This window comes from Nocardia sp. NPDC101769, from assembly GCF_044766925.1.
Classification (GTDB): Bacteria; Actinomycetota; Actinomycetes; order Mycobacteriales; family Mycobacteriaceae; genus Nocardia.
Genome location: NZ_JBIWMX010000008.1, coordinates 254,220 through 279,625, shown reverse-complemented (window position 1 = coordinate 279,625; position 25,406 = coordinate 254,220). Strand labels below are relative to the sequence as shown.

Annotated in this window: 29 protein-coding genes; 9 read left to right on the top strand and 20 right to left on the bottom strand. The window is 67.4% G+C overall.

The window, feature by feature from the left end; all coding sequences use genetic code 11:
• Window positions 1-250 precede the first annotated feature (250 nt).
• Window positions 251-811, bottom strand: coding sequence for a TetR/AcrR family transcriptional regulator (locus ACIRRA_RS16490; protein ID WP_402768154.1), 561 nt, complete (start codon window positions 809-811; stop codon window positions 251-253).
• 86 nt (window positions 812-897) lie between these two features.
• Here ACIRRA_RS16490 and ACIRRA_RS16485 point away from each other — a divergent pair, with 86 nt between their 5' ends.
• Window positions 898-1,350, top strand: a complete 453-nt coding sequence (locus ACIRRA_RS16485) for an anthrone oxygenase family protein (RefSeq protein ID WP_402768151.1) — start codon at window positions 898-900, stop codon at window positions 1,348-1,350.
• A 303-nt stretch (window positions 1,351-1,653) separates the two neighbouring features.
• On the opposite strand, the gene ACIRRA_RS16480 is transcribed toward ACIRRA_RS16485, so the two are convergent.
• From ACIRRA_RS16480 to ACIRRA_RS16470, 3 genes are all read right to left on the bottom strand, one after another.
• Window positions 1,654-1,908, bottom strand: a complete 255-nt coding sequence (locus ACIRRA_RS16480) for a ketosteroid isomerase family protein (RefSeq protein WP_402768148.1) — start codon at window positions 1,906-1,908, stop codon at window positions 1,654-1,656.
• 345 nt (window positions 1,909-2,253) lie between these two features.
• Entirely contained in the window at window positions 2,254-2,898 is a 645-nt protein-coding gene (locus ACIRRA_RS16475; RefSeq protein ID WP_402768146.1) for a helix-turn-helix domain-containing protein, read from the bottom strand.
• Between the two features lie 198 nt (window positions 2,899-3,096).
• The gene (locus tag ACIRRA_RS16470) at window positions 3,097-3,612 is read right to left on the bottom strand and encodes a pyridoxamine 5'-phosphate oxidase family protein (RefSeq protein ID WP_402768144.1); all 516 of its coding nucleotides are present in this window, start codon (window positions 3,610-3,612) and stop codon (window positions 3,097-3,099) included.
• A gap of 71 nt (window positions 3,613-3,683) precedes the next feature.
• Here ACIRRA_RS16470 and ACIRRA_RS16465 point away from each other — a divergent pair, with 71 nt between their 5' ends.
• The gene (locus tag ACIRRA_RS16465) at window positions 3,684-4,430 is read left to right on the top strand and encodes a S1 family peptidase (RefSeq protein WP_402768141.1); all 747 of its coding nucleotides are present in this window, start codon (window positions 3,684-3,686) and stop codon (window positions 4,428-4,430) included.
• A 4-nt stretch (window positions 4,431-4,434) separates the two neighbouring features.
• Here the strand turns inward: ACIRRA_RS16465 and ACIRRA_RS16460 are convergent, their stop codons facing one another.
• Window positions 4,435-5,922 (bottom strand): FAD-binding oxidoreductase, encoded by a 1,488-nt coding sequence (locus ACIRRA_RS16460; RefSeq protein WP_402768138.1) that lies wholly within the window; start codon window positions 5,920-5,922, stop codon window positions 4,435-4,437.
• Window positions 5,923-6,013: 91 nt separating this feature from the next.
• A complete protein-coding gene (locus ACIRRA_RS16455) occupies window positions 6,014-6,610 on the bottom strand; it encodes a TetR family transcriptional regulator (RefSeq protein ID WP_402768135.1) in 597 nt (198 codons plus the stop codon).
• A 75-nt stretch (window positions 6,611-6,685) separates the two neighbouring features.
• Here ACIRRA_RS16455 and ACIRRA_RS16450 point away from each other — a divergent pair, with 75 nt between their 5' ends.
• The gene (locus ACIRRA_RS16450; RefSeq protein WP_402768132.1) at window positions 6,686-7,828 is read left to right on the top strand and encodes an acyl-CoA dehydrogenase family protein; all 1,143 of its coding nucleotides are present in this window, start codon (window positions 6,686-6,688) and stop codon (window positions 7,826-7,828) included.
• Here the strand turns inward: ACIRRA_RS16450 and ACIRRA_RS16445 are convergent.
• Window positions 7,800-8,219: a hypothetical protein gene (locus ACIRRA_RS16445; RefSeq protein WP_402768129.1), complete on the bottom strand. Its 420-nt coding sequence runs from the start codon at window positions 8,217-8,219 to the stop codon at window positions 7,800-7,802. The two genes, ACIRRA_RS16450 and ACIRRA_RS16445, sit on opposite strands and share 29 nt — an antisense overlap.
• A gap of 234 nt (window positions 8,220-8,453) precedes the next feature.
• On the opposite strand from ACIRRA_RS16445, the gene ACIRRA_RS16440 reads away from it, so the two are divergent.
• Entirely contained in the window at window positions 8,454-8,648 is a 195-nt protein-coding gene (locus ACIRRA_RS16440) for a hypothetical protein (RefSeq protein ID WP_402768126.1), read from the top strand.
• Window positions 8,649-8,704: 56 nt separating this feature from the next.
• Here the strand turns inward: ACIRRA_RS16440 and ACIRRA_RS16435 are convergent, their stop codons facing one another.
• From ACIRRA_RS16435 to ACIRRA_RS16385, 11 genes are all read right to left on the bottom strand, one after another.
• The gene (locus ACIRRA_RS16435) at window positions 8,705-9,919 is read right to left on the bottom strand and encodes an FAD-dependent monooxygenase (RefSeq protein ID WP_402768123.1); all 1,215 of its coding nucleotides are present in this window, start codon (window positions 9,917-9,919) and stop codon (window positions 8,705-8,707) included.
• Between the two features lie 142 nt (window positions 9,920-10,061).
• Complete coding sequence (gene msrA / locus ACIRRA_RS16430; protein WP_402768120.1) at window positions 10,062-10,574, bottom strand: peptide-methionine (S)-S-oxide reductase MsrA; 513 nt, start codon at window positions 10,572-10,574, stop codon at window positions 10,062-10,064.
• Window positions 10,571-11,026, bottom strand: coding sequence for a peptide-methionine (R)-S-oxide reductase MsrB (msrB, locus tag ACIRRA_RS16425; protein ID WP_402768117.1), 456 nt, complete (start codon window positions 11,024-11,026; stop codon window positions 10,571-10,573). The genes msrA and msrB overlap by 4 nt, the downstream gene beginning before the upstream one ends.
• A gap of 270 nt (window positions 11,027-11,296) precedes the next feature.
• Window positions 11,297-11,530: a hypothetical protein gene (locus ACIRRA_RS16420; RefSeq protein ID WP_354849335.1), complete on the bottom strand. Its 234-nt coding sequence runs from the start codon at window positions 11,528-11,530 to the stop codon at window positions 11,297-11,299.
• Window positions 11,531-11,540: 10 nt separating this feature from the next.
• Entirely contained in the window at window positions 11,541-12,548 is a 1,008-nt protein-coding gene (locus tag ACIRRA_RS16415) for a ferrochelatase (protein WP_402768177.1), read from the bottom strand.
• 115 nt (window positions 12,549-12,663) lie between these two features.
• Complete coding sequence (gene inhA, locus ACIRRA_RS16410; RefSeq protein ID WP_402768114.1) at window positions 12,664-13,503, bottom strand: NADH-dependent enoyl-ACP reductase InhA; 840 nt, start codon at window positions 13,501-13,503, stop codon at window positions 12,664-12,666.
• Window positions 13,504-13,591: 88 nt separating this feature from the next.
• Window positions 13,592-14,311, bottom strand: a complete 720-nt coding sequence (gene fabG1 / locus ACIRRA_RS16405; protein ID WP_364611676.1) for a 3-oxoacyl-ACP reductase FabG1 — start codon at window positions 14,309-14,311, stop codon at window positions 13,592-13,594.
• Window positions 14,312-14,360: 49 nt separating this feature from the next.
• Window positions 14,361-15,365: a VWA domain-containing protein gene (locus ACIRRA_RS16400; RefSeq protein ID WP_402768174.1), complete on the bottom strand. Its 1,005-nt coding sequence runs from the start codon at window positions 15,363-15,365 to the stop codon at window positions 14,361-14,363.
• A gap of 17 nt (window positions 15,366-15,382) precedes the next feature.
• Complete coding sequence (locus ACIRRA_RS16395; protein ID WP_402768111.1) at window positions 15,383-16,357, bottom strand: DUF58 domain-containing protein; 975 nt, start codon at window positions 16,355-16,357, stop codon at window positions 15,383-15,385.
• Window positions 16,358-16,383: 26 nt separating this feature from the next.
• Entirely contained in the window at window positions 16,384-17,640 is a 1,257-nt protein-coding gene (locus ACIRRA_RS16390) for an AAA family ATPase (RefSeq protein WP_402768108.1), read from the bottom strand.
• A 116-nt stretch (window positions 17,641-17,756) separates the two neighbouring features.
• Window positions 17,757-18,428 (bottom strand): NAD(P)H-binding protein, encoded by a 672-nt coding sequence (locus tag ACIRRA_RS16385; RefSeq protein ID WP_402768105.1) that lies wholly within the window; start codon window positions 18,426-18,428, stop codon window positions 17,757-17,759.
• A 208-nt stretch (window positions 18,429-18,636) separates the two neighbouring features.
• On the opposite strand from ACIRRA_RS16385, the gene ACIRRA_RS16380 reads away from it, so the two are divergent.
• Together ACIRRA_RS16380 and ACIRRA_RS16375 are read left to right on the top strand one after the other, a co-directional pair.
• Window positions 18,637-19,101 (top strand): NUDIX hydrolase, encoded by a 465-nt coding sequence (locus ACIRRA_RS16380; RefSeq protein WP_402768103.1) that lies wholly within the window; start codon window positions 18,637-18,639, stop codon window positions 19,099-19,101.
• Between the two features lie 24 nt (window positions 19,102-19,125).
• Window positions 19,126-20,478, top strand: coding sequence for an FAD-binding oxidoreductase (locus ACIRRA_RS16375; RefSeq protein WP_402768100.1), 1,353 nt, complete (start codon window positions 19,126-19,128; stop codon window positions 20,476-20,478).
• Here the strand turns inward: ACIRRA_RS16375 and ACIRRA_RS16370 are convergent.
• Complete coding sequence (locus ACIRRA_RS16370) at window positions 20,444-21,397, bottom strand: LysR family transcriptional regulator (protein WP_402768097.1); 954 nt, start codon at window positions 21,395-21,397, stop codon at window positions 20,444-20,446. The two genes, ACIRRA_RS16375 and ACIRRA_RS16370, sit on opposite strands and share 35 nt — an antisense overlap.
• Window positions 21,398-21,489: 92 nt before the next feature.
• Here ACIRRA_RS16370 and mqo point away from each other — a divergent pair, with 92 nt between their 5' ends.
• The gene (gene mqo, locus ACIRRA_RS16365) at window positions 21,490-22,968 is read left to right on the top strand and encodes a malate dehydrogenase (quinone) (RefSeq protein WP_402768094.1); all 1,479 of its coding nucleotides are present in this window, start codon (window positions 21,490-21,492) and stop codon (window positions 22,966-22,968) included.
• Between the two features lie 200 nt (window positions 22,969-23,168).
• Here the strand turns inward: mqo and ACIRRA_RS16360 are convergent, their stop codons facing one another.
• Complete coding sequence (locus ACIRRA_RS16360) at window positions 23,169-24,047, bottom strand: alpha/beta hydrolase (protein WP_402768092.1); 879 nt, start codon at window positions 24,045-24,047, stop codon at window positions 23,169-23,171.
• 108 nt (window positions 24,048-24,155) lie between these two features.
• Between ACIRRA_RS16360 and ACIRRA_RS16355 the strand changes: the two genes are divergently transcribed.
• Both ACIRRA_RS16355 and ACIRRA_RS16350 read left to right on the top strand, forming a co-directional pair.
• Complete coding sequence (locus ACIRRA_RS16355; protein ID WP_354849369.1) at window positions 24,156-24,482, top strand: helix-turn-helix domain-containing protein; 327 nt, start codon at window positions 24,156-24,158, stop codon at window positions 24,480-24,482.
• Window positions 24,483-25,010: 528 nt separating this feature from the next.
• On the top strand, window positions 25,011-25,373 hold the full coding sequence (locus ACIRRA_RS16350; protein WP_402768087.1) for a hypothetical protein: 363 nt from the start codon (window positions 25,011-25,013) through the stop codon (window positions 25,371-25,373).
• Window positions 25,374-25,406: the final 33 nt, after the last annotated feature.

Here is a 25,406-nt window from a genome sequence, read left to right as displayed (position 1 = left end):
GAGGCGTTCACGCGTGACTGGAATGGAGCCGACCGGATCGTCCAGCGCCTTCATCCGCTAGCTTTAGTGAGCTAGAGTGCGCTGCAATGCCGCATCCCGATGCTGACCGAACCGGCCAGGGCGGGGCGTCGACGGCTGGAACCTGGTGCGGTGCAGAATGTCCGCTTCTGCCGAGTTGAGTGCGTTCGTGGTCGGGTCACACCTCTAAGTTGCTTTCCGGCAACAACTTCGGCTGACATGGAAGTGGCTGTCAGTGGGCGAAGCGGGTCGCGAGTTCGGCTATTCGGTTGGGTCGGTGCCCTTGGCGCATCCGGCCGGCGCGTTCTAGCAGGCTGATGCCGTGTAATGCGCTCCACAGCAGTTCGGTCGCCGTTCCGTCGTCGTCGGTGCCGAGTGCGGCGTCGAGCGCGTTGAAGGCCGAACGCAGTTCGGTCTCCGCGTCGTCTTGGGCAAATCGCGCGTCGATCGGCAGCTGGAACATTGCCTCGTAGAGTGAGGGATGTGCCGCGGCGAAGTCCAGGTACACCTCCGCGACCGCGGTGATCGCCTGCGGACCTGTCTTGCCTGCCATGGCTGCTTGTGTCGCTACTGCCAGTTCCGTGAAGCCTGCGAGTGCCACTGTGCGCATGATCTCGGTCTTCCCGCCCGGGAAGTGACCGTAGAGCACGGGCTGGGTGTATCCGATCGCGTCGGCAAGGCGCCGCGATGTGACAGCCGTCCACCCATCGGTCTCGGCGATGGCCCGGGCTGTGTCGAGGATCTGCTGCCTGCGCTCGATCATGCGCTGCGCGCGGGTCCCTGCCCTTGCCATGATTCGTCCCCTTGTGTTCCGGCTCGCGACAACCTAGATTAGCAGTGCTAGAACTATAGCACTGCTAGAAAGAAAAGGGGGGTGTCATGCTCGTCACGCTCGCTGTCATCACCGCAACCGTCGTCGGCGTCATGGTTGGCGTCGAGTTCGCTGTCGCGGTCTTCGTCAATCCGATCCTGCTGAGGCTGCCCGCCGGGTCTTCGCTGGAAGCCCGCGCCGATGGTGCCCGGGTGCTCGGCCGTGTGATGCCGTTCTGGTACTGCGGGTCCGTGCTGCTCACGGCCTGGCTGGCCGCTGTGACGTGGGGCCGGCCGGCCGGTGACGCCGCCATGGCGGCTGCGGCCCTACTCGCGGTGAGCGTGGTGATGTCGATCGCCCTGCTCGTCCCGATCAACAACCGCTCGGCTACATGGACAGCCGACCATCACCCCATCGACTGGCGTGAGCAGCAACAACGCTGGGACCGGCTGCACTATGCGCGGGTAGCGATCATCGTCGCGGGGTTCGTGCTGACCCTCGTCGCCGGGACGGTCGCCTGAACGCAGCCCGCGCTGACACCGACCGGCGCCGGTGCAGATCCATGCCGATGATGACGGTCATCGCCTTGTTCTCCGCGGCTGGTTTCGTGGTGTGCGTGCACAGCGCAGACTGGAACGTCCGCTACTGCCGCTGACCGCGCTGATCAAACCGGCCAGCGCGGGCGCCGGCGCCCGGAACCTGGTGTGGCACAGAACGTCCGCTATCGCCTGCGGGCGCGCGCGACCTGAGAACGCACGTTCCACCCCAAGCCAATTCGTGGCATCGCGTGACACGAAGGTCTGGCGGGATCGTCCAATCGCGATCTAGATGCCTTGGAAGGTCTGGTCGGCGATCATCGAGGAGCTGTTCAGCGTGAATGATGTCTCGAACGGCCGAGCGTCTGGAGGTCCGTCTGGCATGAGAGTTCCGGTGACCCGAAGAAGCACAGAGACATCGGTGTCTGCCTGGACATCAATCTCGTTGACGTTGTAGCCAGCCTGCGGGAACCCGACGAGTCGCTCGAGGATCGCCGTCGTGCCGACGTCGCTACGGTCACGACGCGCGGCCGCCTCCAGCACCTTCGAATCGACGACCTCGACCGTCGCGGTGACGCTGTCGACGTCGACGATATTGCACGTCCACTACCTTCGGGCAGCGAACGATTGCAGGCCTCGATGATCAAACGTGAATCCAACGCCGACAGTTGACGTTTGCAGGTCTCCAGCCGCTGCATCAAACTCCACGACATCAGCGTCGGAGAACCGGTCAGGTTGCCGTGCAGGACCGAATTCGACAGGGTTACGACGGCGGCTGCCAGGTCGGCGATGCCGCACGTGTCGAGTGTTTCCCCTTCGAATCCATGCATCAATTCTACCTCTGCCACATGCCAATACGGCGCGAATTACCATGTGATGTAAGGAAATTCAGACCGAGGACATTTCCACGAGCCCAAGCAATTGCCCGGGCGACATGTCGGAAAACTCCCGAATATCCCGCGTCAAATGCGCTTGATCCGCATACCCGACAAATGCGGCAACCTGCGCTAGACCCATCCCGCCCCGCGCCAGCGCCAGCGCCCGCTGCATCCTCAACACCCGGCCCAAAGTCTTCGGCCCATACCCGAAGGCCGCCAACGAGAGTCGATGCAGTCGCCGCGGCCCGGTCCCCAATTCTTCGGCCGTCGCCGACACCGACATCCCCGAACCCAGCGAGGTCACGATGAATCGCACCATGGGATCCGCGGCGTCGGTCTCGCTTGCACGCCAGCGCGCGATGAGCTCCAGGCCGACCGCCGGATCCGGCGCCTTGGCGATCAACTCGGATGCGCGGCGGAGGTCTGCCGGTGACCACAGGTCATCGAGATCAACTCTGGCGTCGCGTAGCTCGTGCGCGGACACCCCGAGCAGAGCCGGAGCCGTGCCGGGGAAGAAGCGGATCCCCGTGATCCGGTCGGCGAATCCCGCTGGCGGGCGGTATGCGCGGGTGTCCGGGCCTGCCACCGAGAATCGCCCGCCGATCCACAACAGATCCATGCCGCCGTCCGGCAGCACGGGCACATCCGTGTCCACAACACCCTCGCGAGTCCACAGAACCGCGCCGCAGACCCCCGACGGTCGCTCCCGATAGCCCCGCGGCGGGTGGATTTCCATCACCACATCCACTCCTCACCGCATCCCGACTTCGAAAAGCGCTGAAACACACGCTTGTTCGGCACTCAATGCTCACTTGCATCGTTTGCGTGTTTGCACTCGATGCAATGTTGCATGTTATGCCGTCGCGGGTTCCGCTTCATCGGAGACTTCGACCACGTGCTCGGACTGCCCCGGCTTCCACACCGTCACCTCCATGCGCCCGTCCACGATCTCGACCGACGATGCCCCCGTGATGTCGACGGCGTAGAACGGCTCGAACTTGCGGCCACGCAGGTCGAACCCGCTCTCGGCGAACAGGTCCTCGGCCCAGCGCCGCTGCAGTTCGGAATCCTGGACGTCGTGCACGGTGCCGAAGATCTTCACGTCCCCGTCGCTGACCTGCGTGTCCACCGTCGCCGTGTGCAGGCAGAAGCGTGGGTCGCGGGCGAGATCCGCGAACTTCTTCGTCCCCGGCATGCCGACCAGCCATAGCTCGCCCTCGAAAATGCGCGGTTCGAGCGGGCTGATACGCGGGAAGCCATCCTTGCGGAGGGTGGCGAGCATGCACAGGTTGCCAGTGGCGGCGTGACGACGGGTGAAGATGGTCGAGATGCGGGGTGCGGCAGTGGCGAACTCGGTCCAGGACGTCATGTTCGCGACCGTACTCCTGGGGACCGACGCCTCCGCTCGTCAAAATCCCCGATCTCTGTTTGAATGGCCCGGTGTCGATCTCCCGCCGGATCGCCGTGCTCGCCGCGACGCTCATCGGCTGCGTCATCCCCGCCACGCTCCCGGCGAACGCCGTGGTCGGCGGCACCGAAGCCCAGGCCGGCGACTATCCCTGGCTCGCCGCCGTCGGCACCCCACTGTTCTTCCCCCGCGCCTCCGGCCAGTTCTGCGGCGGCGCGCTCATCGCGCCCGACCAGGTGCTCACCTCCGCCCACTGTGTAGCGATCGCCCAGCTGCTACCACAGGCCCTGACGGTCACCTTCGATCGCAGCGACCTCACCTCGCATGACGGAACCACCGTGAGCGTCACCGATGTTCGCCTGTACCCCGATTTCCGCACCGACACGGTCGACGGCGTCGACGTCTACCACCACGACCTCGCCATCCTGACCCTCGCGACCCCGCAGCACCGGCCCACCGTGCCGATCGCCGCGCCGCAGGGCGGCAGCGCGACCGTGCTCGGCTGGGGCGGCACCTCCGACAACGGCCTGTTCAACACCAAGCTCATGCGCGCCACCGTCCCATTCGTCTCCGACGCCGACTGCGCTGCCGCCTACCCCGGTGCCTTCGATGCCATCGAGATGGTGTGCGCCGGCTCGACCGCGGCCGACACCGCCGAATTCGACAGCGGCGGACCGCTGCTCATCGACGGCGAGTTGGTCGGCGTCACCTCGTGGGCGCGCGGGACGGCCCTGGCCGGCTCTCCGACCGTCTACGCTCGGCTGCCCGCATCGTTCTGAGCCGTCAGACCTTCGACGCCGACTGGTCGAAGGTGAAGACGCCATTGGGGTCGTAGTGCTCGGCGATGCCGTGCAGACGAGACGCGTTGTCGCCGTAATAGGCACTGCCCCAATTCGACAGGTCGGGGTCGATGTAGTTGACGAATGCCGTATTCCCGGTCAGGTCACCGAGCCGATCCCGTACCTCGTTCACTGCGTTCCGGGCGTCCGGCGTGGTGGCGCCGACATAAATCTGGGCGGTCGCCAGTGCGCCACGATACGGAAAAGCCGTGTCCTTCGCACCGATTCGCGAGGGCGCCCCGGAGAGACTGTCCAGCAGAATATCCATACCTTCGCGGCCGGTGAGCAATGCGGTCAGCCGACTCGGGTCGGAGAGTGGCTTGGTCAGCACTCGCGAGGAGGCCGTGAACGATTCGCGGCCCAATACTCCCCCGCCATTCCAATTCGGCCGGCACTGTTCCACCGAATAATTCGCGCACCCGCCGAAATACATCATTGCCGACAGATAGTCCTTGGTCAGCGAATACCTGTTGGACGGTTGGGTCTTGGCGGCTGCCACCAGTGTGTCGACGAGACCGTTCATCTCGCTCTCGGATCCGACATAGCAGCCGTTGATCCGGCACGTCGGCGGGCTCCCGGCGGAAATGCCGAGGGTGGACCAGAATTCGTCCGGAGCCGACCCGGTGAAGGTCTGCCAGGCGCCCAGCACGTCGGTCAGCGATCCGGCCGGAAAGCGGACCTGGAACACCGCCAGCTGCGGCGCCGCCACGGTCTGGAAAGTGAACGAGGTGACGATGCCGAAGTTGCCGCCGCCACCACCGCGCAGCGCCCAGAACAGATCGGGTTCCGAGGTCGCCGAGACGGTCCGCACCGTGCCGTCCGCGGTGACCACCTGCGCCGAAACCAGGTTGTCGCACGTCAATCCGTACTTCCCGGCCAGCACGCCGACCCCGCCGCCGAGCGTCAGCCCGGCGATCCCGACCGTCGGGCAGGACCCGGCCGGGAGGCAGCGGCCCGCCTGAGCCAACGCGGAGTACACATCCATCAGCCGCGTACCCGCACCGATGACCGCGGTGCCGTCCGCTTTCACTTCGACCCCGCTCATCCCGCCGAGATCCACGACCAGGCCTTTGTCGGGTGTCGAGTACCCGCCGTAGCTGTGCCCGCCGCTGCGCGCCGCCACCGGGATCTTCGCGCTCGCCGCGGCATCGACGCAGACCTGCACATCGGAAGCCGTCGCGCACTGCGCGATTGCCGCAGGCTGCCGGGCATCGAATGCGGGGTTGTAGGCCAGTTTCGCCGTCGCATAACCGGAGTCGGACGGCAGATTCAGTGTCCCGGTCAGGCGCTGTCGTAATATCGCCCAATCCACCTGTCCGGCAGGAGATTCCGCGGCAGGTACCTCCGGTACGCAGCCGGTCGCCGCCCCGAGCGCGGCCAGGCTCGCGCCGAGCCCGGCCGCCCGCAACAGGTTTCGCCGATTGATCGCCACGACGGCATCCCTCCCCCGAGGGTGTGCCCGGCCCGCCGGGCACACACGAACCATTCAACGGTCGGTTATCGCGACCGTGAACGTTCGTGTTTCACCCGAGCATGCCCTCGGCGAGCCGCGCCCAATCGGCGAGAACCTGCTTGCGCCGCAGGCGATCCCGCCCCACCATCTCATCGAGGGTCGCGCCGCGCACCAGGTTGATGGTGAGCCAGAACGCGGCCTCCAGGCGCTCACGCGGCGCGACGATGAAACGTCCGCAGGCGTCGAGCAGTTCGATCGTCAGGTCGTGCTGCACCCGCAACATGTTCCGGCGCAGGTCCTTGTCATTGGCGATGCCGACATACAACTCCACTGCCGCCTTGCCCAGCTTCCCGGCGAACGGCGCGGTCACCAGCTCGACCAGTACTTCCCCCGCCGACGCTGCCCGCGGCAGGGTCCGCTCCCGCCGCTGCAGCGCCTCCCCCTGCCGCTGCGTCAGATGCTCGATGGTCTGGGCGAACAGTTCCTGCCGGGTGTGGAAGTGATGTAGCTGCGCACCCCGCGTCACCCCGGCCCGGGCGGTGATGTCGGCGATGGACGCGCTCGCGTACCCGACCTCGGCCAGGCTCTCGATGGCCGCGTCCAGCAGCAGCGCTCGGGTGCGGAGGCTCTTCTCCTGATGCTTGTTCGGGGGCAGACCGGATACCACCTGGTCAGTCTAGCCGCCTTGCGAAATTGCGTGCTCGCTTGCACGCAATTGGGTGTCGGTCGTAATGTGACCAGCATGCCCGTCGATCGCCTGCTGCCCACGCCCGAAGCCCGTGACCTCATCGAGCTCACCCGCGATATCGCGGACAAGGTGCTCGAACCCCAGGTCGTCGAGTACGAGAAGCACGAGCGCTACCCTGCCGAGGCATTCCGCGCGCTCGGCGCGGCGGGGCTGCTGAGCCTGCCGTATCCGGAGGAGTTCGGCGGAGCCGGGCAGCCGTACGAGGTGTATCTGCAGGTGCTGGAGGAGCTCGGCGCACGCTGGGCGGCGGTCGCGGTGGCGGTGAGCGTGCACAGCCTGTCGTGCCATCCGTTGTTCGCCTACGGCACCGAGGAGCAGAAGCAGCGCTGGCTGCCGGAGATGCTGTCCGGCAATCTGATCGGCGCCTACAGCCTGTCCGAGTCGCACGCCGGATCCGACGCTGCCGCCCTGCGCTGCCGGGCCGTCGAGGCCGAGGGCGGCTACCGGATCACCGGTACCAAGGCGTGGATCACCAACGGTGGCAAGGCCGATTACTACACCCTGTTCGCCCGCACCGGTGAGGGCGCACGCGGCATCTCCTGCTTCCTGGTCCCCGCCGGCACCGAGGGCCTGTCGTTCGGCAAGCCCGAGGAGAAGATGGGCCTGCGCGCGGTCCCGACCACCACCGCCGCCTACGACAACGTCTTCCTCCCGGCCGAGCGCCTCATCGGCGAACCGGGACAGGGCCTTCCGATCGCCTTCAGCGCGCTGGACTCCGGCCGCCTCGGCATCGCCGCCGTCGCCACCGGCATCGCCCAGCGCGCCCTCGACGACGCCGTCGCCTATGCCAAGGAGCGAGAAGCCTTCGGCCGCCCCATCATCGACCACCAGGGGCTCGGCTTCGTCCTCGCCGACATGGCCGCCGCCGTGGACTCCGCCCGCGCCACGTACCTCGACGCCGCCCGCCGCCGCGACGCCGGCCTCCCCTACTCCCGCCAGGCCAGCGTCGCCAAGCTCACGGCTACCGATGCCGCCATGAAGGTCACCACCGACGCCGTCCAGGTCTTCGGCGGCTACGGCTACACCCAGGACTTCCCCGTCGAGCGCTACATGCGCGAGGCCAAGATCACCCAGATCTTCGAGGGCACCAACCAGATCCAGCGCCTGGTCATCGCCCGGTCGCTGGCCAACGGCTGACCACCGCGAGAACACAGCGTTCAGCCATCTCGCGCGCCGCATGGGTGCGCGGGACGGCATCAGGAACGGTCACAGGCTGCCGAAGGGGTTCCAGGGGGGTCGGCGCCGGGGCCTCGTCACGGTCGTGATGCCAGCGCCAGTCGTTGTCGCGCCACTCCCAGTGGCCACGGCCGTGGTCGCAGTCGCTCATCTGCCATTGCCCGCGGTCCTGCTGCCAGCTGTACTGGCCGGAGTGATCGCAGTCCTGGCGCCAACCGTTGTCGTTGTCCACCAGCGTCAGCGGCCCCGCCAGGACAGGCGTGGCGAAGCCGATCGGCAAGACGATGAGCGAGCCCATCACGAGAGCCCGAGCCAGCCGGTGTCGTGCGGGTGCCTTCTCGGAAATTGTCATGGCCATACCTCTGTTTCGGCACGGCCATGAAAGCGTCAGGATCGGGCACCCTCGACCGACGTGGCAACCACGCACTGCGCTCCACCGGCGGATTCGTGACCGTGACACTGGATCCGGGGCCATCGCTGGATGGACTCGCGGGGAGATACTCAGTGGCCTACAGTCTATTCCCGTCGCACGGCCCGATGAACTCCTCGAACTCCTATGCTGAGATCAGGCCACCGAGGAGTCGTCATGGGGCGGATCGTTTCAGCCGTGATTGGCGTCGTTTTGTGCATCGTCGGAGTGATCTGGATCGCGCAGGGCGCCGGTTCCCTGCACGGATCGCCGATGACCGGCCACTCCGAATGGAGTTACCTCGGCGGCGCACTCGTCGTGGTGGGCGCAGGGCTGCTGCTCTGGGCCGGATACCGGTCGTTATGGCGCTGACCGGCGCACGGAACAGGTGAATCCCCGGGCCACCCCCGGGGATCACTGTGCCCGGCTCACGCGGTAACCGTTGCGTCCCAGTCGATGACGAAACGGTGGACCGGGCCGAACATCTTCTCCGGCTTGAGGAAGGTGCGGGTCGCGAGGGGCATCATGAGGCCGAACAGGGCCTTGGCGACCGGGCCGGAGGTCTTGCCGTTGTTGGTCTTGGCGGCATTGTCGGAGATGTCCTCGACCCGGGGGCGACGCAGGCGCTCGTAGGCCGCGAAAGCCGCTGCGGGGTCCGGGATGTCACGCAGGCAGCGGGCCAGCTCGACGGCCGACTCGATGGCCAGCGACGCACCCTGGCCCGAGCTGGAGGACGGGGCGTGCACGGCGTCGCCGACCAGGACCACGCGACCGCGGAACCAGTTGGGCACGTGGGGCATCCGCTCCATCGGACCGGTGACGATCATGTCCTCGACGCTGGTCTCGGCGAACAGCTGCTCGCCGGGGGTGTCGCCGACGTGGGCGGCGCGCAGCTTCGCCAGCCAGTCCCCGGCGGGCACGGCATTCGCCTCGGCGAGGGTCATGGGCTGTTCCTGCGGGAAATTGCTGAAGAAGACGTGCTTGCCGTTGGGCTGACGCCAGTAGCCGTAGAACGCGCGCTTACCGAAGGCGAAGTGCATGGCCTCGATATCGCCCTCGCCGCCGTCGGAAAGCCTTCCGTCCGGGGTGAATTCACCGAAGCCGAAGCTCATCAGGCCGGTGTACTCCGGGCCGGGGGCCTGCGGGTCGATCAGGCTGCGCACGGTGGAGTGGATGCCGTCCGCGCCGATCAGGATGTCGCCGGTGGCCGTGGTGCCGTCCTCGAACTGCGCGATCACGCCCGTCTCGGTCTGCTCGAGGTCGACCAGCCGCTTGCCGTGCTCGATGGTGATGCCATTGGCGACCGCGTGGTCGTGCAGCACCCGGAACAGATCCGAGCGCAGCATGGTGCAACTCGGCGGCAGGCCGGGCAGCGCGTCGACCCGCATGAGCGTGCGGCCCGTGCCGGTTTCCATCACCATGCTGTGCAGCGGGTGCCCAGCGGCCTCGACAAGCTTGTCCGCGCCGATGATCCCCAGTGCCGCAAGACCATTCGGCGCTACCGTGAGCATCGCGCCGGTGTCGGCCGCCGCCGGGTACGCCTCGTACACCGTCGCCTCGATGCCGGCCTTCTGCAGCGCGAGCGCGGTCACCGGGCCCGCGATGCCGCCACCGATGATCAGTGCCTTCTTGATGCCGTTCATGACTATTGCCTTCCCCGAGTCCTTCGATCACCCTCGCGACCGCCTACAGCAATAGTATCCACGCAACTAGTTTCTGCGCAACTAGTTTGCGGAACAAAAAGGGGCCTCACCGGGGACACACCCCGATGAGGCCCGCTCGGATCTACGCCGTGGCCTGCCGCTTCGACAGCTTCCAGCCCGGCCTCGGGAAGTGGCAGGTGTAGCCGTTGGGGAACCGCTCCAGGTAATCCTGGTGCTCCGGCTCGGCCTCCCAGAACGTGCTCGCGGGGGTCACCTCGGTGACCACCTTGCCCGGCCACAGGCCGGAGGCGTCGACGTCGGCGATGGTGTCCTCCGCGACCCGCTTCTGCTCGTCGTCCAGGTAGAAGATGGCAGAGCGGTAGCTCGTCCCGATGTCATTGCCCTGCCGATCCTCGGTGCTCGGATCGTGGATCTGGAAGAAGAACTCCAGCAGCGCACGGTAATCCGTCTGCGCCGGGTCGTAGACGACCTCCACCGCCTCCGCGTGCCCGGGGTGATTGCGGTAGTTCGGGTTGTCGTTGCGACCACCCGTGTAGCCCACCCGGGTCGACAGCACACCCGGCTGTTTCCTGATGAGATCCTGCATGCCCCAGAAGCATCCACCGGCCAGAATAGCCTTCCGCGTGTCGGTCACGCTTCCTCCTTCGTGAACAGAGACTTGTACTGCCCGTAGCCCTCGGCCTCGAGCTGGTCGAGGTGGATGAACCGCAGCGACGCCGAGTTGATGCAGTAGCGCAGCCCGCCCGCATCACGCGGCCCATCGGTGAACAGATGGCCCAGATGACTGTCGCCGTGCGACGAGCGCACCTCGGTCCGGATCATGAAGTGGCTCAGATCCCGCTTCTCGACCACAGTGGCGTTGTCGATCGGCTTGGTGAAACTCGGCCACCCCGATCCGCTCTCGAACTTGTCCGTCGACGCGAACAACGGCTCACCGGACACCACATCCACATAGATACCAGGCTCGTGGTTGTCCCAGTACTCGCCCGTGAACGCCCGCTCGGTCCCGTTCTCCTGGGTGACGTGATACTGCTCAGGCGACAGCGCGGCCACAGCCGCCGGATTCCGGTTGTACTCCCGTGCCACATGACCTCCTTGATCGGCCTCAGCTACAACCCACCCTGCCCGCCGGAAAGTCCACCCTCAACCCCGCGTCATACTTCTGTCACCTTTGGCCACCGGGCATACTCACCAGCGTGAGCACACCCGGGAACGAGACCCACGACGATCAGGTGCCGGCGTAGGCGCGGCGAACAGCAGGGGAATCGGGGTGGGCGGCGACCGCCGCCGCCATCACCGTGAGCCTGGTCATCGCCCACGCGGCCGACGTCCTCGAGTAATGCCGAATGTGCTGTGTCAGCGGTTGAACCACATGTCGGCCACCAGCATGATCACGGCGACACCGACGAAGGCGGCGGCGAAGCCGATGGACTGGCCGATGGTGCCGACGATACCGGCGGCGAGGAACAGCGTCAGGACCGGCGCCCAGACGAACATGTCCGGCGGGCCGAAGGTGCGCTGCTTGCGGGCGGCGGCACCGCTCGATGCGGGCTGACGACGTTGCGGGGTTCCGCGTCCGGGTGTAGTCACCTGGGCGAGACTACAATTCGGCGGCCGCCGGTGCCACCGCGGGTCGGCGCGGTGGGAGGGCGCAGCAGCCCACGACGCAGGGCACGCCGTTGACGGTGCAGCCCAGGGCGGTGATGTCGCTCAGGCGTGCGGGGGCGGCGGCAGTGCGGTACTCGTCCACCAGGTCGGCGACCATCTGCGCGTAGCGCGGGTCGGGGCCGGGTGTGGCGGCGCGGGCGAAGGCCATACCCAGTTCGGCGGCACGCTCTTTCGCCTCGTTGTCCAGGTCCCAGATGACCTCGAGGTGATCGGAGACGAAGCCGACCGGGCACACCACGACCGCGTCCACGCCGCGCTCGGCGAGGGTGTCGAGGTGGTCGACGATGTCGGGGTCCAACCACGGGATCTGCGGCGGGCCGGAACGCGACTGCCACACCAGGTCGTAGCCGTCGAATCCGGTTGCGGCGGCGCACAATCGGGCCGCCTCGGCGACCTGGCGGCTATAGAGGTGCTGCTCGGCGGGCGGGCCGGAGGCGACATCGGCCGAGACCGGCACCGAGTGGGCGGTGAAGACCAGGCGGGCGGACTCGCGTTTGTCCGCCGGCAATTCCGCGACAGCCGCGCGGATCGAGTCCGCGAAGGCACCGATGAACAGCGGATGGTCGAAATACTGCCGCAGCTTCACCAATTCGGGCGCGTCGGCGACTGCGGCCCGGGCGCGGACGATGTCCTCGTGGTACTGCAGGCAGCCGGAGTACCCGCCCCACGCAGAGGTCGGGAACACCAGGGCGGACCGGATCCCGTCCGCGCGCATGCGCTCGACGGTCTCCTCGACCATCGGATGCCAGTTGCGGTTGCCGAAGTACACCGGCAGATCGATACCGCGCGTGGCGAATTCGGCCTCGACGGCCTTGATGATGTCCAGGTTCAGGGCATTGATCGGCGATACCCCGCCGAAGTGCAGGTAGTGCTGCGCGACTTCGGCGAGGCGCTCCGGCGGCACGCCCCGGCCGCGAGTGACGTTCTCCAGGAACGGCATCACGTCCTCGGGGCGCTCGGGACCGCCGAAGGACAGCAGTAGCAGGGCGTCCACTTCACGAGCCGTGGGCTCCGCAGCCACTGCTCTCCTCCCTTACCCTCGAGCCTTGTCCGGATCAGTTGCCGCCGAAACCGGCGGCCGGGAACCAGGTGTTGTGGCTGGCGCCGCCGTCGACGTAGATGATCGAACCGGTGGTGCCGGGCAGCCAGTCCGACAGCACGGCCACGACGGACTTGGCCACCACGGTCGGGTCGTCGACGTCCCAGCCGATCGGGGACGCGCCGTCCCAGTACTCGTTGAGCATGTTCAGCTGCTTGGCGTCATCGGTGGCGGTGCCCGCGATGGCCTTGGCCGCGAGGGTCTTGATCGGACCGGCCGCGATCAGGTTGGAGCGGATCTTCTTGGCATTGCCGACTTCCCGCGCCACGTAGCGGTTGACCGACTCCAGCGCCGCCTTGGCGACACCCATCCAGTTGTAGTACGGCATGGCGGTGCGCGGATCGAAGTCCATGCCCACGATGGAGCCGCCCTCGTTCATGGCGGGGAGCACGGCGCGCGCGAGCGAGGCGTAGGACCAGGCCGAGATCTCGAACGCCTTGGCGGCATCCGGGCCCGGGCCGTCGAGGAACGCCACCGCGTCCGGACCCATCAGGGTCTTGGGGGCGAAGGCGATCGAGTGCAGCACACCGTCGATGCCCTCGGGCGCGAGTTCACGCAGTTTCTCCGGCAGGTTCGCCAGATTCTCTTCGCTGGTGACGTCGAGACCGATGGCCGGGGGCACCTCCTGCGGCAGGCGCTTGGCAATGCGGTCGATGAGCCGCAGCCGCTCCGGGATACCGGTGATGATCACCTTCGCGCCCTGCTCCTGCGCGACCGCGGCCGCGTGGAAGGCGATGGACGAGTCGGTGATGATGCCGGTGATGAGTACGGTCTTGCCTTCGAGCAATCCACCCATGGGTTGGTCGGTTCTCCTCGTTTGAAAGATGCTGGGGGGCTGAGTGATAGGGATGGAACTGAGCGCTGTGTCTCTTACAACGAAAAGCTCAGTGGCCCATACCCATACCGCCGTCGACGGGGATGATCGCGCCGGAGATGTAGGAGGCGTCGTCAGAGGCGAGGAAGCTGATCACACCCGCCACGTCCTCGGCCTGACCGATCCGGCCCGCGGGGATGAAATCGAGCGCGGTCTTGCGCATCTCCGGGGTCATCTCGTCGCGAGTCATGTCGGTGTCGATCAGGCCGGGCGCGACCACATTCGCGGTGATGTTGCGCTTGCCGACCTCACGGGTGATGGCGCGAGCCATACCGACCAGACCGGACTTGGCCGCCGCGTAGCTGACCTGCGCCGGCGCACCGATCTGGCCGACCACCGAGCCGAGGAAGATGACGCGGCCGAAGCGGTTCTTGAGCATATTGCGGTTGGCGCGCTGGGCGACTCGCCACGCGCCGGTCAGGTTGGCGTCGATGACCTTCGAGAACGACTCCTCGCTCATGCGCATGAACAGGACGTTGTCCACGATGCCCGCGTTGGCCACGACCACCTCCACCGGACCCTGGTGCGCCTCCACCTCGGAGAACGCCCGATCGACCGATTCGGCATCGGTCACATCGCATTTCACGCCGAAAAGCCCCTCGGGCACGCCGGACCCACGATGAGTCACGGCGACCTTGTGTCCGTCGGCGAGCAGGCGCTGGGCGACCGCGAGACCGATGCCGCGGTTACCGCCGGTCACCAGTACCGACCGGGATGTGATGTTCGACATAAGGGCAAACCTATCTGTTCGTGTTCGGGACTCGGCGCGCGGTACCGGTTTACGGCAGACGCTGACGATAGAGCAGGGCGGTGAGCACGCCACCGGCGGTCACCAGCAGGCCGAGTAGCAGCCACGGGCGGCTGGCGTCGCCCATGGTGGTCTCGTAGCCGATCTGCTCTTCCAAATGGCCGTAGACGTTCTTGAGTTCTTCCAGCGTGGAGGCGGTGAAGAACTCGCCGCCGGACAACTTCGCGATCTCGCGCAGCGCATCGTCGTCCACCGGTACCCGCACCCGCTGCGAACCCTTGCCGTCCTGATCCGGAATCTCGACGGTGCCCCAGGTGGTGCCGAACGAAATCGTCGACACCGGAACGCCTTTCTCCTTCGCCAGCCGTGCGGCGGTGAAGCCGTGGCGAGGGTTCTCGACGTCCTTGTCGTCCGGAACGGTCTGCTTACCGTCGGACATCATCACGATCTGGGCCGGCGGCGGCTTCTCCGCGCCGCCCAGCACCGACGCCAGCGTGTCGATCGACTGCAGGGCGGTGAGAATGCCCTCTCCGGTGGCGGTGCGCTCGGCCAGCTTCATATTGTCGATGGCCGCCTTGACCGCTTCCCGGTTCGTCGTCGGCGACACCTGCACCGACGCGGTACCGGCGAAGGTGACCAGGCCCAGGTTGATACCAGGCGTCAGGTTGTCCGCGAACTCCTTGGCGGCCTTCTTGGCCACCTGAATTCGGCTGGGCGGCACGTCGGTCGCCTCCATGGACAGCGACACGTCGATCACCAGGATCACCGTGGCCCGGTTGCGCGGCACCTTCTTGGCCGCGGTCGGACCGGCGGCGGCGAAGGTCAGGAAGATCAGGCCCACCAGGGTGAGCGCCACCGGAATGTGCCGCCACGGCTTGGGCTGCGAGGGTGCGACCTTCTCCAGCAGATCCATATTGGCGAAGCGCAGCATGTGCTTTCGCCGACGCTGCTGGATCAGGATGTAGATCAACGCGATCGCGGCCAGCACAGCCAGGAATCCCAGCCAGTACTGCGCCGTGAAATGCGAAAGGCTCAAAGTGACATTGCCAATGCTCACTGTCGCGGCACCCGCCCGGCAGTCGGGGCGCCGAAGGTATGGCGCCGGCTCGACACGAATCTGACCACGTCCGCGATCCAGTCGCGATCGGTGCGCAGGGTCATCACCGGCGCACCGCAGCTGCGCAGCGCCTGCTCGACCTGGTCGCGATGACGCTGCGCGGCGCGCGCGAAATCGGCACGGAGCGTGGGGGTCACACTGAATTCCCTGGTCCGGCCCGACTCCGGGTCGTGCAGGACCACATCGCCGACATCCGGGAGTTCCAGATCGCGCGGGTCGAGCACCTCGACGCCGAGCAGGTCGTGACGGCCGGAGATGGCGCGCAGCGAACGCTGCCAGTCGATGTCCCCGAGGAAATCGGAGACGACCACGGCCAGACCGCGTTTGCGCTGCGGACGGCGCAGGGCCTCGATGGCCTCACGCAGATCACCGCGTACCCCGTCGGGGGCGTGCGGGGTGGTCGCGATCTTGCGCAGCATCGCCTGCTCGTGCACGCGACCGCTGCGGGCCGGAATGCGGATCAGCTGCTGACCATTGGCCACCACCGCACCGATCCGGTTGCCGCCGCCACTGGTCAGATGCGTGACCGCGGCCGCCGCGGCGACCACCAGATCCCGCTTCTCGCACAGCGCGGTACCGAAGTCGACACTGGCCGACAGATCGATGACCAGCCAGGTCTCGAGTTCGCGGTCGGCGATCATCTGCCGCACGTGCGGATGGGTGGTGCGGGCGGTGACCGACCAATCCATCTGCCGCACATCGTCGCCCGGCTGATACATGCGGGCATCGCCGGGTTCGGAGCCGGGGCCGGGAATCAGGCCCAGGTGGTCACCGTGCAGCACGCCGTCCAGGCGCCGGCGCACGGTGAGTTCGAGCGTCTTCAACGCCGCCGACAACCGTGGGTCGGTCAGCTGCCCCTGCCGGAACGAGGGCGGGGCGTGCGTGGAGCCGCTGGGAGGTGAGATCGTCACGGGCGCAATCGATTCCGAGACCGGCCTCACTTCGGCTGCGGCTGACCGGGAACTCCGGACACCTGACCGTTGGGGGGCTGCGGAATACCCTGCTGCAGCGGCTGCGGAATGCCCTGGGCGGGCACGCCGGGCTGCTGCGGGGCGCCGTGCGGGCCCATCACCGGCGGCTGCGCCGGGGCGGGAATCGGCGCTTCGCCTCCCCGCGCTTCGGCGGGCGCGGGGGCGCCGGCCGGGGCATTGGCCTGGGCGACGACCTGCGGCAGGCCGACGGTCTGCAGCACGCGCTTGATCACATCGTCGGGGCTGACCTCGTCGGCGAGGGCGTCGTAGGACAGCACCAGGCGGTGGCGCAGCACATCCGGGATCACCTCGACGACATCCTGCGGGACCACGTAGTCGCGGCCGCGGATCAGCGCGACCGCGCGGGCGGCGGCGATGATGCCGAGTGAGGCGCGCGGCGAGGCGCCGTACGAGATCCAGCCGGCCACGTCCTGCATGCCGAAGTCGGCGGGCTTGCGGGTCGCGGCGATCACGCGGACCACGTAGTCGACCAGCGCGTGGTGGACGAACGTATTGGCGGCCACGCTCTGCAGCCGGACCAGTTCCTCCGGATCGAGCACCCGCTTGGCCTCCGGCGGGGTGACACCCATCCGATAGATGATCTCGCGCTCCTCCTCGACGGAGGGGTAGTCCACGACGACCTTGAACAGGAAGCGGTCGCGCTGCGCCTCGGGCAGCGGGTACACGCCCTCCGACTCGATCGGGTTCTGGGTCGCCATGACCAGGAACGGATTCGGCATCGGGTAGGTCTTGCCGCCGATGGACACGTGCCGCTCGGCCATCACCTCGAGCAGCGCGGACTGCACCTTGGCGGGCGCGCGGTTGATCTCGTCGGCGAGCACGAAGTTCGCGACCACCGGGCCCAGCTCGGTGTCGAACTCCTCGCGGCCCTGCCGGTAGATGCGGGTACCCACGAGGTCGGTGGGCACCAGATCCGGGGTGAACTGCACGCGCGAGAAGCTGCCGCCCACCACCTTCGCGAAGGTCTCGACGGCCAGGGTCTTGGCGATACCCGGCACGCCCTCCAGCAGGACGTGACCTTTGGCGAGTACACCGACCAACAGCCGCTCGACCAGCCGATCCTGACCGACGATCACCCGTTTGACTTCGTAGATCGCCTTTTCCAGGGTCTGGACATCGCGCTCGAGGGTGTTCGGAGGCGAGGGCGGTGCATCCTTCACCGTGCTTACCCCGCTCACACCGTCAGTCGAAGTCACCAACATCCCCGCTTTCGCCTTGGTCCTGTGCGTTCCGCCCCAACTATTCCAGGTCTCTCGCGCAATTGCCGCACCCGGATGGGATCACGGCGCGAATTTCGGTCGTGAAATGTGGCTTTCGGCTATTTCCTCGCCGTGGTGGCGTGGTCGAGGACCAGTTCGACGGCGTCGGCGACGGGGGTGTGACCGTCGGTCAGTTCGATGATGACGCGGTTGAGGGCCGGGCGATGCAGGGCGACGTCGATGAAGGCGGCGACATCGTCGCGGTGGACGTCCCCGTATTCGATTGCCAGTCCGGCTGTGACCAGGCCTTTTCCGGGTTCGTTACGCAGCGTGCCAGGACGCACTATGAGCCAGTCGAGGTCGGTGGCGACGAGGTAGGCGTCGGCCATCTTCTTCACGCGCATGTAGTGCTCGAAGCCGGGCGTTGTTTCACGATCGCGACCCGCGTCGGGGAACACGGACACCAGAACGAAACGGGCGACACCGGCAAATCGGGCAGCATCGGCCGACTTTTCCAGTCCCCTGCCATCGATCAGCGAGGTCTGGTCCATCCCGGTGCCGTGCGCGCCCGCGGAGAAGACGATGGCGTCGTGGCCGTGGAATTTGGCGGCGAGTTCGTCCACCGAATCGGCGATCAGGTCGCCGGCCACCGGGGTCGCGCCGGTCGCGGCGATCGCCGCCGCCTGGTCCGGGCTGCGGTGCATGCCGGTGACCTCGTCACCGCGCGCGGTCAGCAGCGTCGACAGGCGGCGTCCGATGCCACCGGCCGCTCCGATCTGGAATACCCTCATCGGTGACTCCTCTCGTAGGCGGGCACACCCTCAGCTTTCCATCGGACCGGCGGATCGATTCGATCGGTACCAGAAAGTTTCCGGAGCTCCGATCCGCCGGGCGGAGATGCGTCTAATCTTGCGAATGTCTCTGCCGCCGACCGCTTCTCCGGCGGTAGCGTTGTCGGTATCGGTCGACGGTGTCCGGTGATACGGGATGTGGTGTGCAGTGTGGGATTTCGAGGTTTCGCCCAGGCAATCCATCGGCGAGACAGTGCTGGAAGAACTCCGGGAGCGGGCAGCCGCCGACGGGGTCGCGCTACGGGTGGGTGTGGTTGTCGAACACAATGACGCGGTACTGATGCTCGAGCACGAGGAGCACGTCGAAGGACGCAGTCCGCTACACCTGCCCGGGACGGTGGTCCGCCCGGGCGAGTCGCTGGTCGGCGCGGTGGTACGGGCGGTGCGGGAGGAGACCGGGCTCACGGTGGTCGACATCGTGCGCCACCTCGGCAGCTTCGACTACCTCTCCAGTGCCGGAAAGCCGGTCCGCAGAGAGCATTTCGCGGCCGCGGTGGAGAGCGCGGGGCCGGTGCGGGTCACCAACTACGCCGAATACCGGTGGGTCCCGCTCGGTGGTGAACTGCCGGTCACCCCGTCGATCCGCCGTATTCTCATGACATACCAGGAGTAGCCACTCGCCGCCGCGGAGGACCACATGCTCGAGATAGACACTCGTCCGGTGGTCCTCGACCAATTCACGGTCGACGAGACCGGCCGGGCGGGGCAGCGTCCGCGCGGCGTGGTCTATCCGGTCACCGCCGAGGATGTGGTGACCGTGGTCGAGTGGGCCCGCGAGCAGCGCACGCCGTTGATCGCGCGCGGGGCCGGGACCAGCCTGGAAGGGCATCTCCTGGCCCGGGGTGACGAGCTGGTCCTGGACTTCACGCGGGCCGACAAGATTCTCGACATCTCCCCCGGCGACTTCACCGCCACCGTGCAGCCCGGCGTCAGCCGGACCCGGCTCAATGCGGCGGCCGCCGAATTCGGGCTGCAGTTCACGGTGGATCCCGGTGCGGACGCGTCACTGGGCGGGATGGCGGCCACCAACGCCAGCGGCACCACCACCGTCCGCTACGGCGGCATGCGGGCCAATGTGCTCGCGCTGCAGGCGGTGTTCGCCGACGGCACCGTCACCCGGCTCGGGCGCGCGGTGCGTAAATCCTCGAGCGGATACGACCTGAAGGACCTGCTCATCGGGTCGGCGGGCACGCTCGGGATCATCACCGAGCTGACCGTCAAGCTGCATCCGATTCCGGAATGGATTCACTCGCTGCGCATTTCGTTCCCGACGGTGGCCGATGCCGTGGACACCGCAGTCGAGATGCTGGGCGCGGCGCTGCCGGTGAGCCGGCTGGAACTGGTGGACGCGCCGAGCATGGCCGCCATCAACACGTTCCGCGGTACCGCGTACTCCGAGGCACCCGCCCTGTTCATCGATATCGAATCCGGGTCGTCCGCGGCGGTCGCCGCCAATGAGCAGGAGATCGGGCGGATCGCCGCCGCGCACGATGCGATCGAGGTAGCGACCGCACGCACGCACGGGGATCGGCACGCGCTCTGGGAGGATCGGCACAATCTGTACTTCGCGGTCAAGGCGAGCAATCCCGGCTGCCGGTTCATGATCACCGATACCGCCGTGCCCTATTCACGGATCGCGGGGGCCGTGGACAGCGCCACCCGGCTGGGCGCCGAACTCGGGCTGAACATCACCGTCGCGGGGCATATCGGGGACGGGAACGTCCACACCATCGTTCCCTACACCGAAGACGAATACGAGGCGGCGCAGCAGTTCTCGGATCTGGTGGTGCGGCATGCGCTCGAGGTCGGCGGCACCGCCACCGGTGAGCACGGGATCGGGCTGGCCAAGAAGAAGTATCTGCGGGAAGAGCACGGGGCCGCGGTGGATCTGATGGCGGCGGTGAAGCGGGCGCTCGACCCGCTGGGGCTGCTTAACCCCGGCAAGGTGCTCGACGTCAACCCGGGAAATCCGATTCCCAACGGCTCCTGATCACGGCCTCACGCGCGTGCTCCAGATACGACATGGCATGCGCCGCAACATGATCGCGCAGGCGCGCCACCGCGGGCGTCGGGCGGTGATTGCCCGAGACCAGGCCGATGCTCCGCTCTCGCTCCCCGGTCAGGGGGACACGCGTGAGGCCGGGGTGCGGGGTCTCCGGGGCCGGCAGCACCGCGATGCCGAGATTCTGGGCCACCAGGGCGCGCAGGGTTTCGAATTCGGTGATCTCGAAGCCGACATTCGGAGTGAATCCGGCGTCAGCGCACCAGGAGTCGACGAGCCGGCGCAGGTGGTAGGTCGGCGGATTGGCGATGAACGGCTCGTCGGCGAGTTCGGCGAGATCGACCAGCCCGCGGGTCGCGAGCGGATGGGTGTTCGCGACATAGAGGTGCACGCGCTGGAACCCGAGGATGATCGCGGGCAGGTCATCGGGCGCGGGGATGGTGACGGCCAGATCGAGGCGGCCTTCGCGGACCATCTCGACCAGCGCGGTGCCGTGCGCCTGCACCAGGTGCAGACGAATACGGGGTGCACCGGCGTGGAAGTCGGCCAGCAGTGACGGGATGCTGACGGGGCCCAGGGTGAAGGGGAAGCCGAAGCGGACCAGGCCGCTCTCCGGATCGGCGTCGCTGCGGACCACGTCGACCGCGTCGCCGAGGGCCTGGACCAGTCCACGCGTGCGGTCGAACAGCTCCTGGCCCGCGGCGGTGAGCGCGACTCGGCGACCGACCGGCTGGAACAACTTCACCCCGACGGCCTGCTCGACCGCCTTCAACCGGCGGCTCAGCGACGACTGCGGCACTCCGAGCCGCTGCGCCGCGCGCGTGATGTGCCCCTCGGCCGCAGCCGCGTCGAACGCCGCGAGCAGCGGAATCAGGGCCTCGACCTGGGCAGACGGCAATCCATCCATATTCGGATCATAATCGCTCGAAATGAACATTGGACGGATGAATGGGTGCGGCGTGACGATTATCGATACCAGCAGCCGAGGAGGTCAGTCAGATGGACTCGCACACCGATACCACCGAATCCCACACGGACACAGCGATTCTCGATGTCGTACTGATCGGGGGCGGCATCATGTCCGCCACACTCGGCGCGATGATCGCGGCGCTGCAACCGGATTGGTCGATGGTCCTGCTGGAACGGCTCGACCGGGTCGCGGCGGAGAGCTCGGATCCGTGGAACAACGCGGGCACGGGACACTCGGGGCTCTGCGAACTCAACTACATGCCGGATGCGGGCGATCCGAGCAAAGCGGCCGAAATCGCGTCCATGTTCGCGCTGTCACGGCAGCTCTGGGCGGGTCTCGCCGATCGGGGCATGCTGCCGGATACGACCTTCGTCTCCGCGACGCCGCATATGGATGTGGTGTTCGGCGAGCGGGATGTGACCTACCTGCGCCGGCGTTTCGAGACGCTCCGGGCACTGCCCGCGTTCGCGGCGATGGAGTACAGCGAGGATCCGGACGTGATCGCGCGGTGGGCTCCCCTGCTCATGGATGGACGTGAACCAGGTGAGCCGGTGGCGGCCACCCGGCACGAGGGCGGCACCGATGTCGATTTCGGAGCGCTCACCGCATCCCTGGTGGCGGCCATGACCGGTGCGGGTGGTCAGCTGCGCACCGGCCACGAGGTCACCGGGCTGCAGCGCGGCAAGGACGGCATCTGGACGGTGACCGGACGCGATCGGAACAGCAAGCAGCGCTTCACCATCCGCGCGCGTTTCGTGTTCGTCGGGGCGGGCGGCTACGCGCTCGCGCTGCTCCAGAGGGCCCGTATTCCCGAGGTCCGTGGTTACGGGGTGTTCCCGGTCGGCGCGCAATTTCTGCGCACCGACAACCCGGAGGTCGTCGCCCGGCACGAGGCGAAGGTTTACAGCCAGGCCCTGGTCGGCGCTCCCCCGATGTCCGTGCCGCACTTGGACAAACGTATCGTCGGCGGCGAATCGTCGCTGCTGTTCGGCCCCTACGCCACGTTCAGTACGAGGCTGCTCAAGCACGGCAGGCTCACCGATCTGTTCACCACCCTGCGGGTCACGAATATCGTGGCGCTGGTGGCCGCGGGCCTCCAGAACCTGCCGCTGGTGCGCTATCTGATTCGCGAACTACTCTCGACCCGCCGCCGCAAATTCGCACAGCTGCAACGGTTCTACCCCGAGGCCGACCCCGCCGACTGGTATCCGGTGCAGGCCGGTCAGCGCGCCCAGCTGGTCAAACCCGACCCCGACCGCCTCGGCGTGCTGACCATGGGCACCGAGCTGGTCACCGGCGCGGATGGCACCATCGCCGGACTGCTGGGCGCGTCGCCCGGTGCCTCGACCGCGCCCGCCATCATGGCCGACCTGTTGAACCGCTGCTTCCCGCAGCAGCATTCGCAGTGGGATTCGGCGCTGAGGGAGCTCATGCCGGGCGGTGCCGACGGCTCGAACTCCCAGAGCGCGGGCGCCCTGGCCGACGTCCCGGTCGCGATCGGGAAGTAGCTGTGATGATCGGCGGGATCGACGACCACGATGTGCGCGGGGCGGTGAACAGCACCGCCCCGCTGCCCTCGTCCGGTGCCACGACCTCATCGCGGCCCGTCACGGTGGCATACACGTGATGCTTCCCGGGGACGGCCAGCACGCCGTGCACATCGGACGCGTCGGGGACCGTGCGAACCTCCGACGACATCCGGCTCAGCTCATGGGACTCGGCAGACGTCGCGGAACAACGCGGCGGCCGCGTCGGCAGCGGGCTCGATCAGGCGGGGATCATCGTAGAAGTCGATCTGGCCGACCGAGCTCAGCCACAGCTCCGATTTCGGGGATGCCACCGCAGCATAGAACTTGCGGGCCCAGGGCGGGACCAACGCGTTCTCGGAGTGCACGAGCAGGAAGGGAACCGTCAGTCGCTCGGCGGCCTCCTGGGCGTCGAAACCGGCTGTGTGCTCGAAGGATTCGACCGCGAATCCATTCGTATAGTTGGAGACCGCACCGCGCGGGGTGCCGTAGTACTCGAACGCCTCCCGCAGCGGCATGGCGACATCCCCGTTGTCGGCCGCCACGGCCGGGATGGTCTCGACCTCACCGGTGGCCAGCCGGCGTTCCCGGGCCCGGCGGCCCCGCTCGACCACCGCCGGATCCGCCGGATTGGCGGCCGCATCCGGGTAGACCCCGGCGACACCGGTGAATGCCCGGATACGCGGATCATCGGCGACGGCCCGCGCCATGTACCCGCCGCCGGCGCACACACCCAGTGCCACCACGGTTTTGCCCGCGAATCGCTCATCGTCCTGCAACGCCGACACCGCCGCCGCGATATCGGCGGCCTTGCCCAGCGGATCCTCCAATTGCCGTGGCACACCCTCGCTCTCACCGAACGTGCGATGATCGAAGGCCAGCGCCGCGAACCCGCGCCGCGCCAGCGCCTCCGCGTACACGCCCGCCGCCTGCTCCTTGACGGAGGTCAACGGCCCGGTCGTGACCACGACCCCCGTCGGCATCCCCTCCGGCAGATACAGCGTGCCCACCAGCCGATCCCCGTCCCGGGTGACCGTGAACGGAACTGTGCTGACTGTCATCTCGTGCCTCGTCCTCGAATTCTTCGCATTACGGTGAAACAGACGGTAGGCGCGGACCCCGGCCGCCGGTAGAAGGCACTTCGCGGTGCCCTTCCGAATGGAGGCGACATGGCAGCGGTCATCCCGGACGTGCTCGAGGAATCCTGCACGACCCGGCAGGCCCTCGAACGCCTCGCCGCGAAATGGCGCATCCTGCTCATCTACGCGCTGCTCGACGGCCCGCAACGCCCCGCCGCGCTGCGCCGCCGCCTGCCCGGCATCACCCAGAAGGTCCTCACCGAAACCCTGCGCGGCATGGAATCCGACGGCCTGGTCGAACGCCACGTCTACAAGGAGACGGCCCCACAGCACATCGAGTACTCGCTCACCGAACTCGGCAAATCCCTCGAAACACCCTTGGCCGCCATCTGCGCCTGGGCCACCGAACACCCCTGAACCACCGCCCCCGCGGTCGACCCGACCACATCAGAACCGCGAATCCCGAACCGGCACAAGATGTTTCCGGCACGGAACGTCGCCGACCGGATGCGGGAGGAGGTCGGTGGTCATGGCATTGCCGGGCAGCAGCGGCCGGTGAGCAGCGCCCGTTCCCCGTCCCGCCGATCCTGTTCGCGCAGCAGGTTGGCTGCTTGCAAGATGTTCGCCGAGCGCCTCCCTCGTCGCCGGTCCCATGCTGTCAGCGAGGTCAGCTGCCGGCGTGTCGCCAAGTCACCCACCAGCTGAGCCGCGACCAGGAAAACCTCTCTACACAGGTCAGGATGGGTTACAAGGGACCCTGACCACATGGGCATCCATGACTGGAGTGCATCCGTTTCGAAGATCTTGGTCGAGAGACCAATCGGTTGCGGCGTCGGCGCCGAATCGATAGTGAACGGTCGCTTTTCGAGTAGGGATGTTCGGCATGGCCTCAGGGCAGTTGCGTGAGCGACTCACCGCCGGTGCTGGCAAGGTTGCTGATCAGCCGTGGCGCCGGACACCTCAGCCATCGAGGTCTGGCCGATCTGGTCGCGGCGCAGGCCGAGGCGTTCGCGCCGCCTGACCGCGGAACGGTTCGTGCCCGACCCGTGCGGTGACGGCGGCTCCGAAGCGATCCGCCGTCAGCTCGGCCCCGACCTCGGCTGCGGATACCGAGCCCGCCGCATCGCCGTCGCGGGACACCATCCCGACCAGCTCGTCCAGGCCGGGCTCGCCCCGGCCGGCGACCGGGGTGCCGATCACGCGTCATCGGTGCCGCTGAGCCGCCGCGCCTGTACCGCACCGGCGACCTGGTGCGCTGGCGCCACACCGGCGAATTGGAATACCTGGGCCGCACCGATTCCCAGGTGAAGCTGCGCGGATTGCGTATCTAACTCGGTGAGA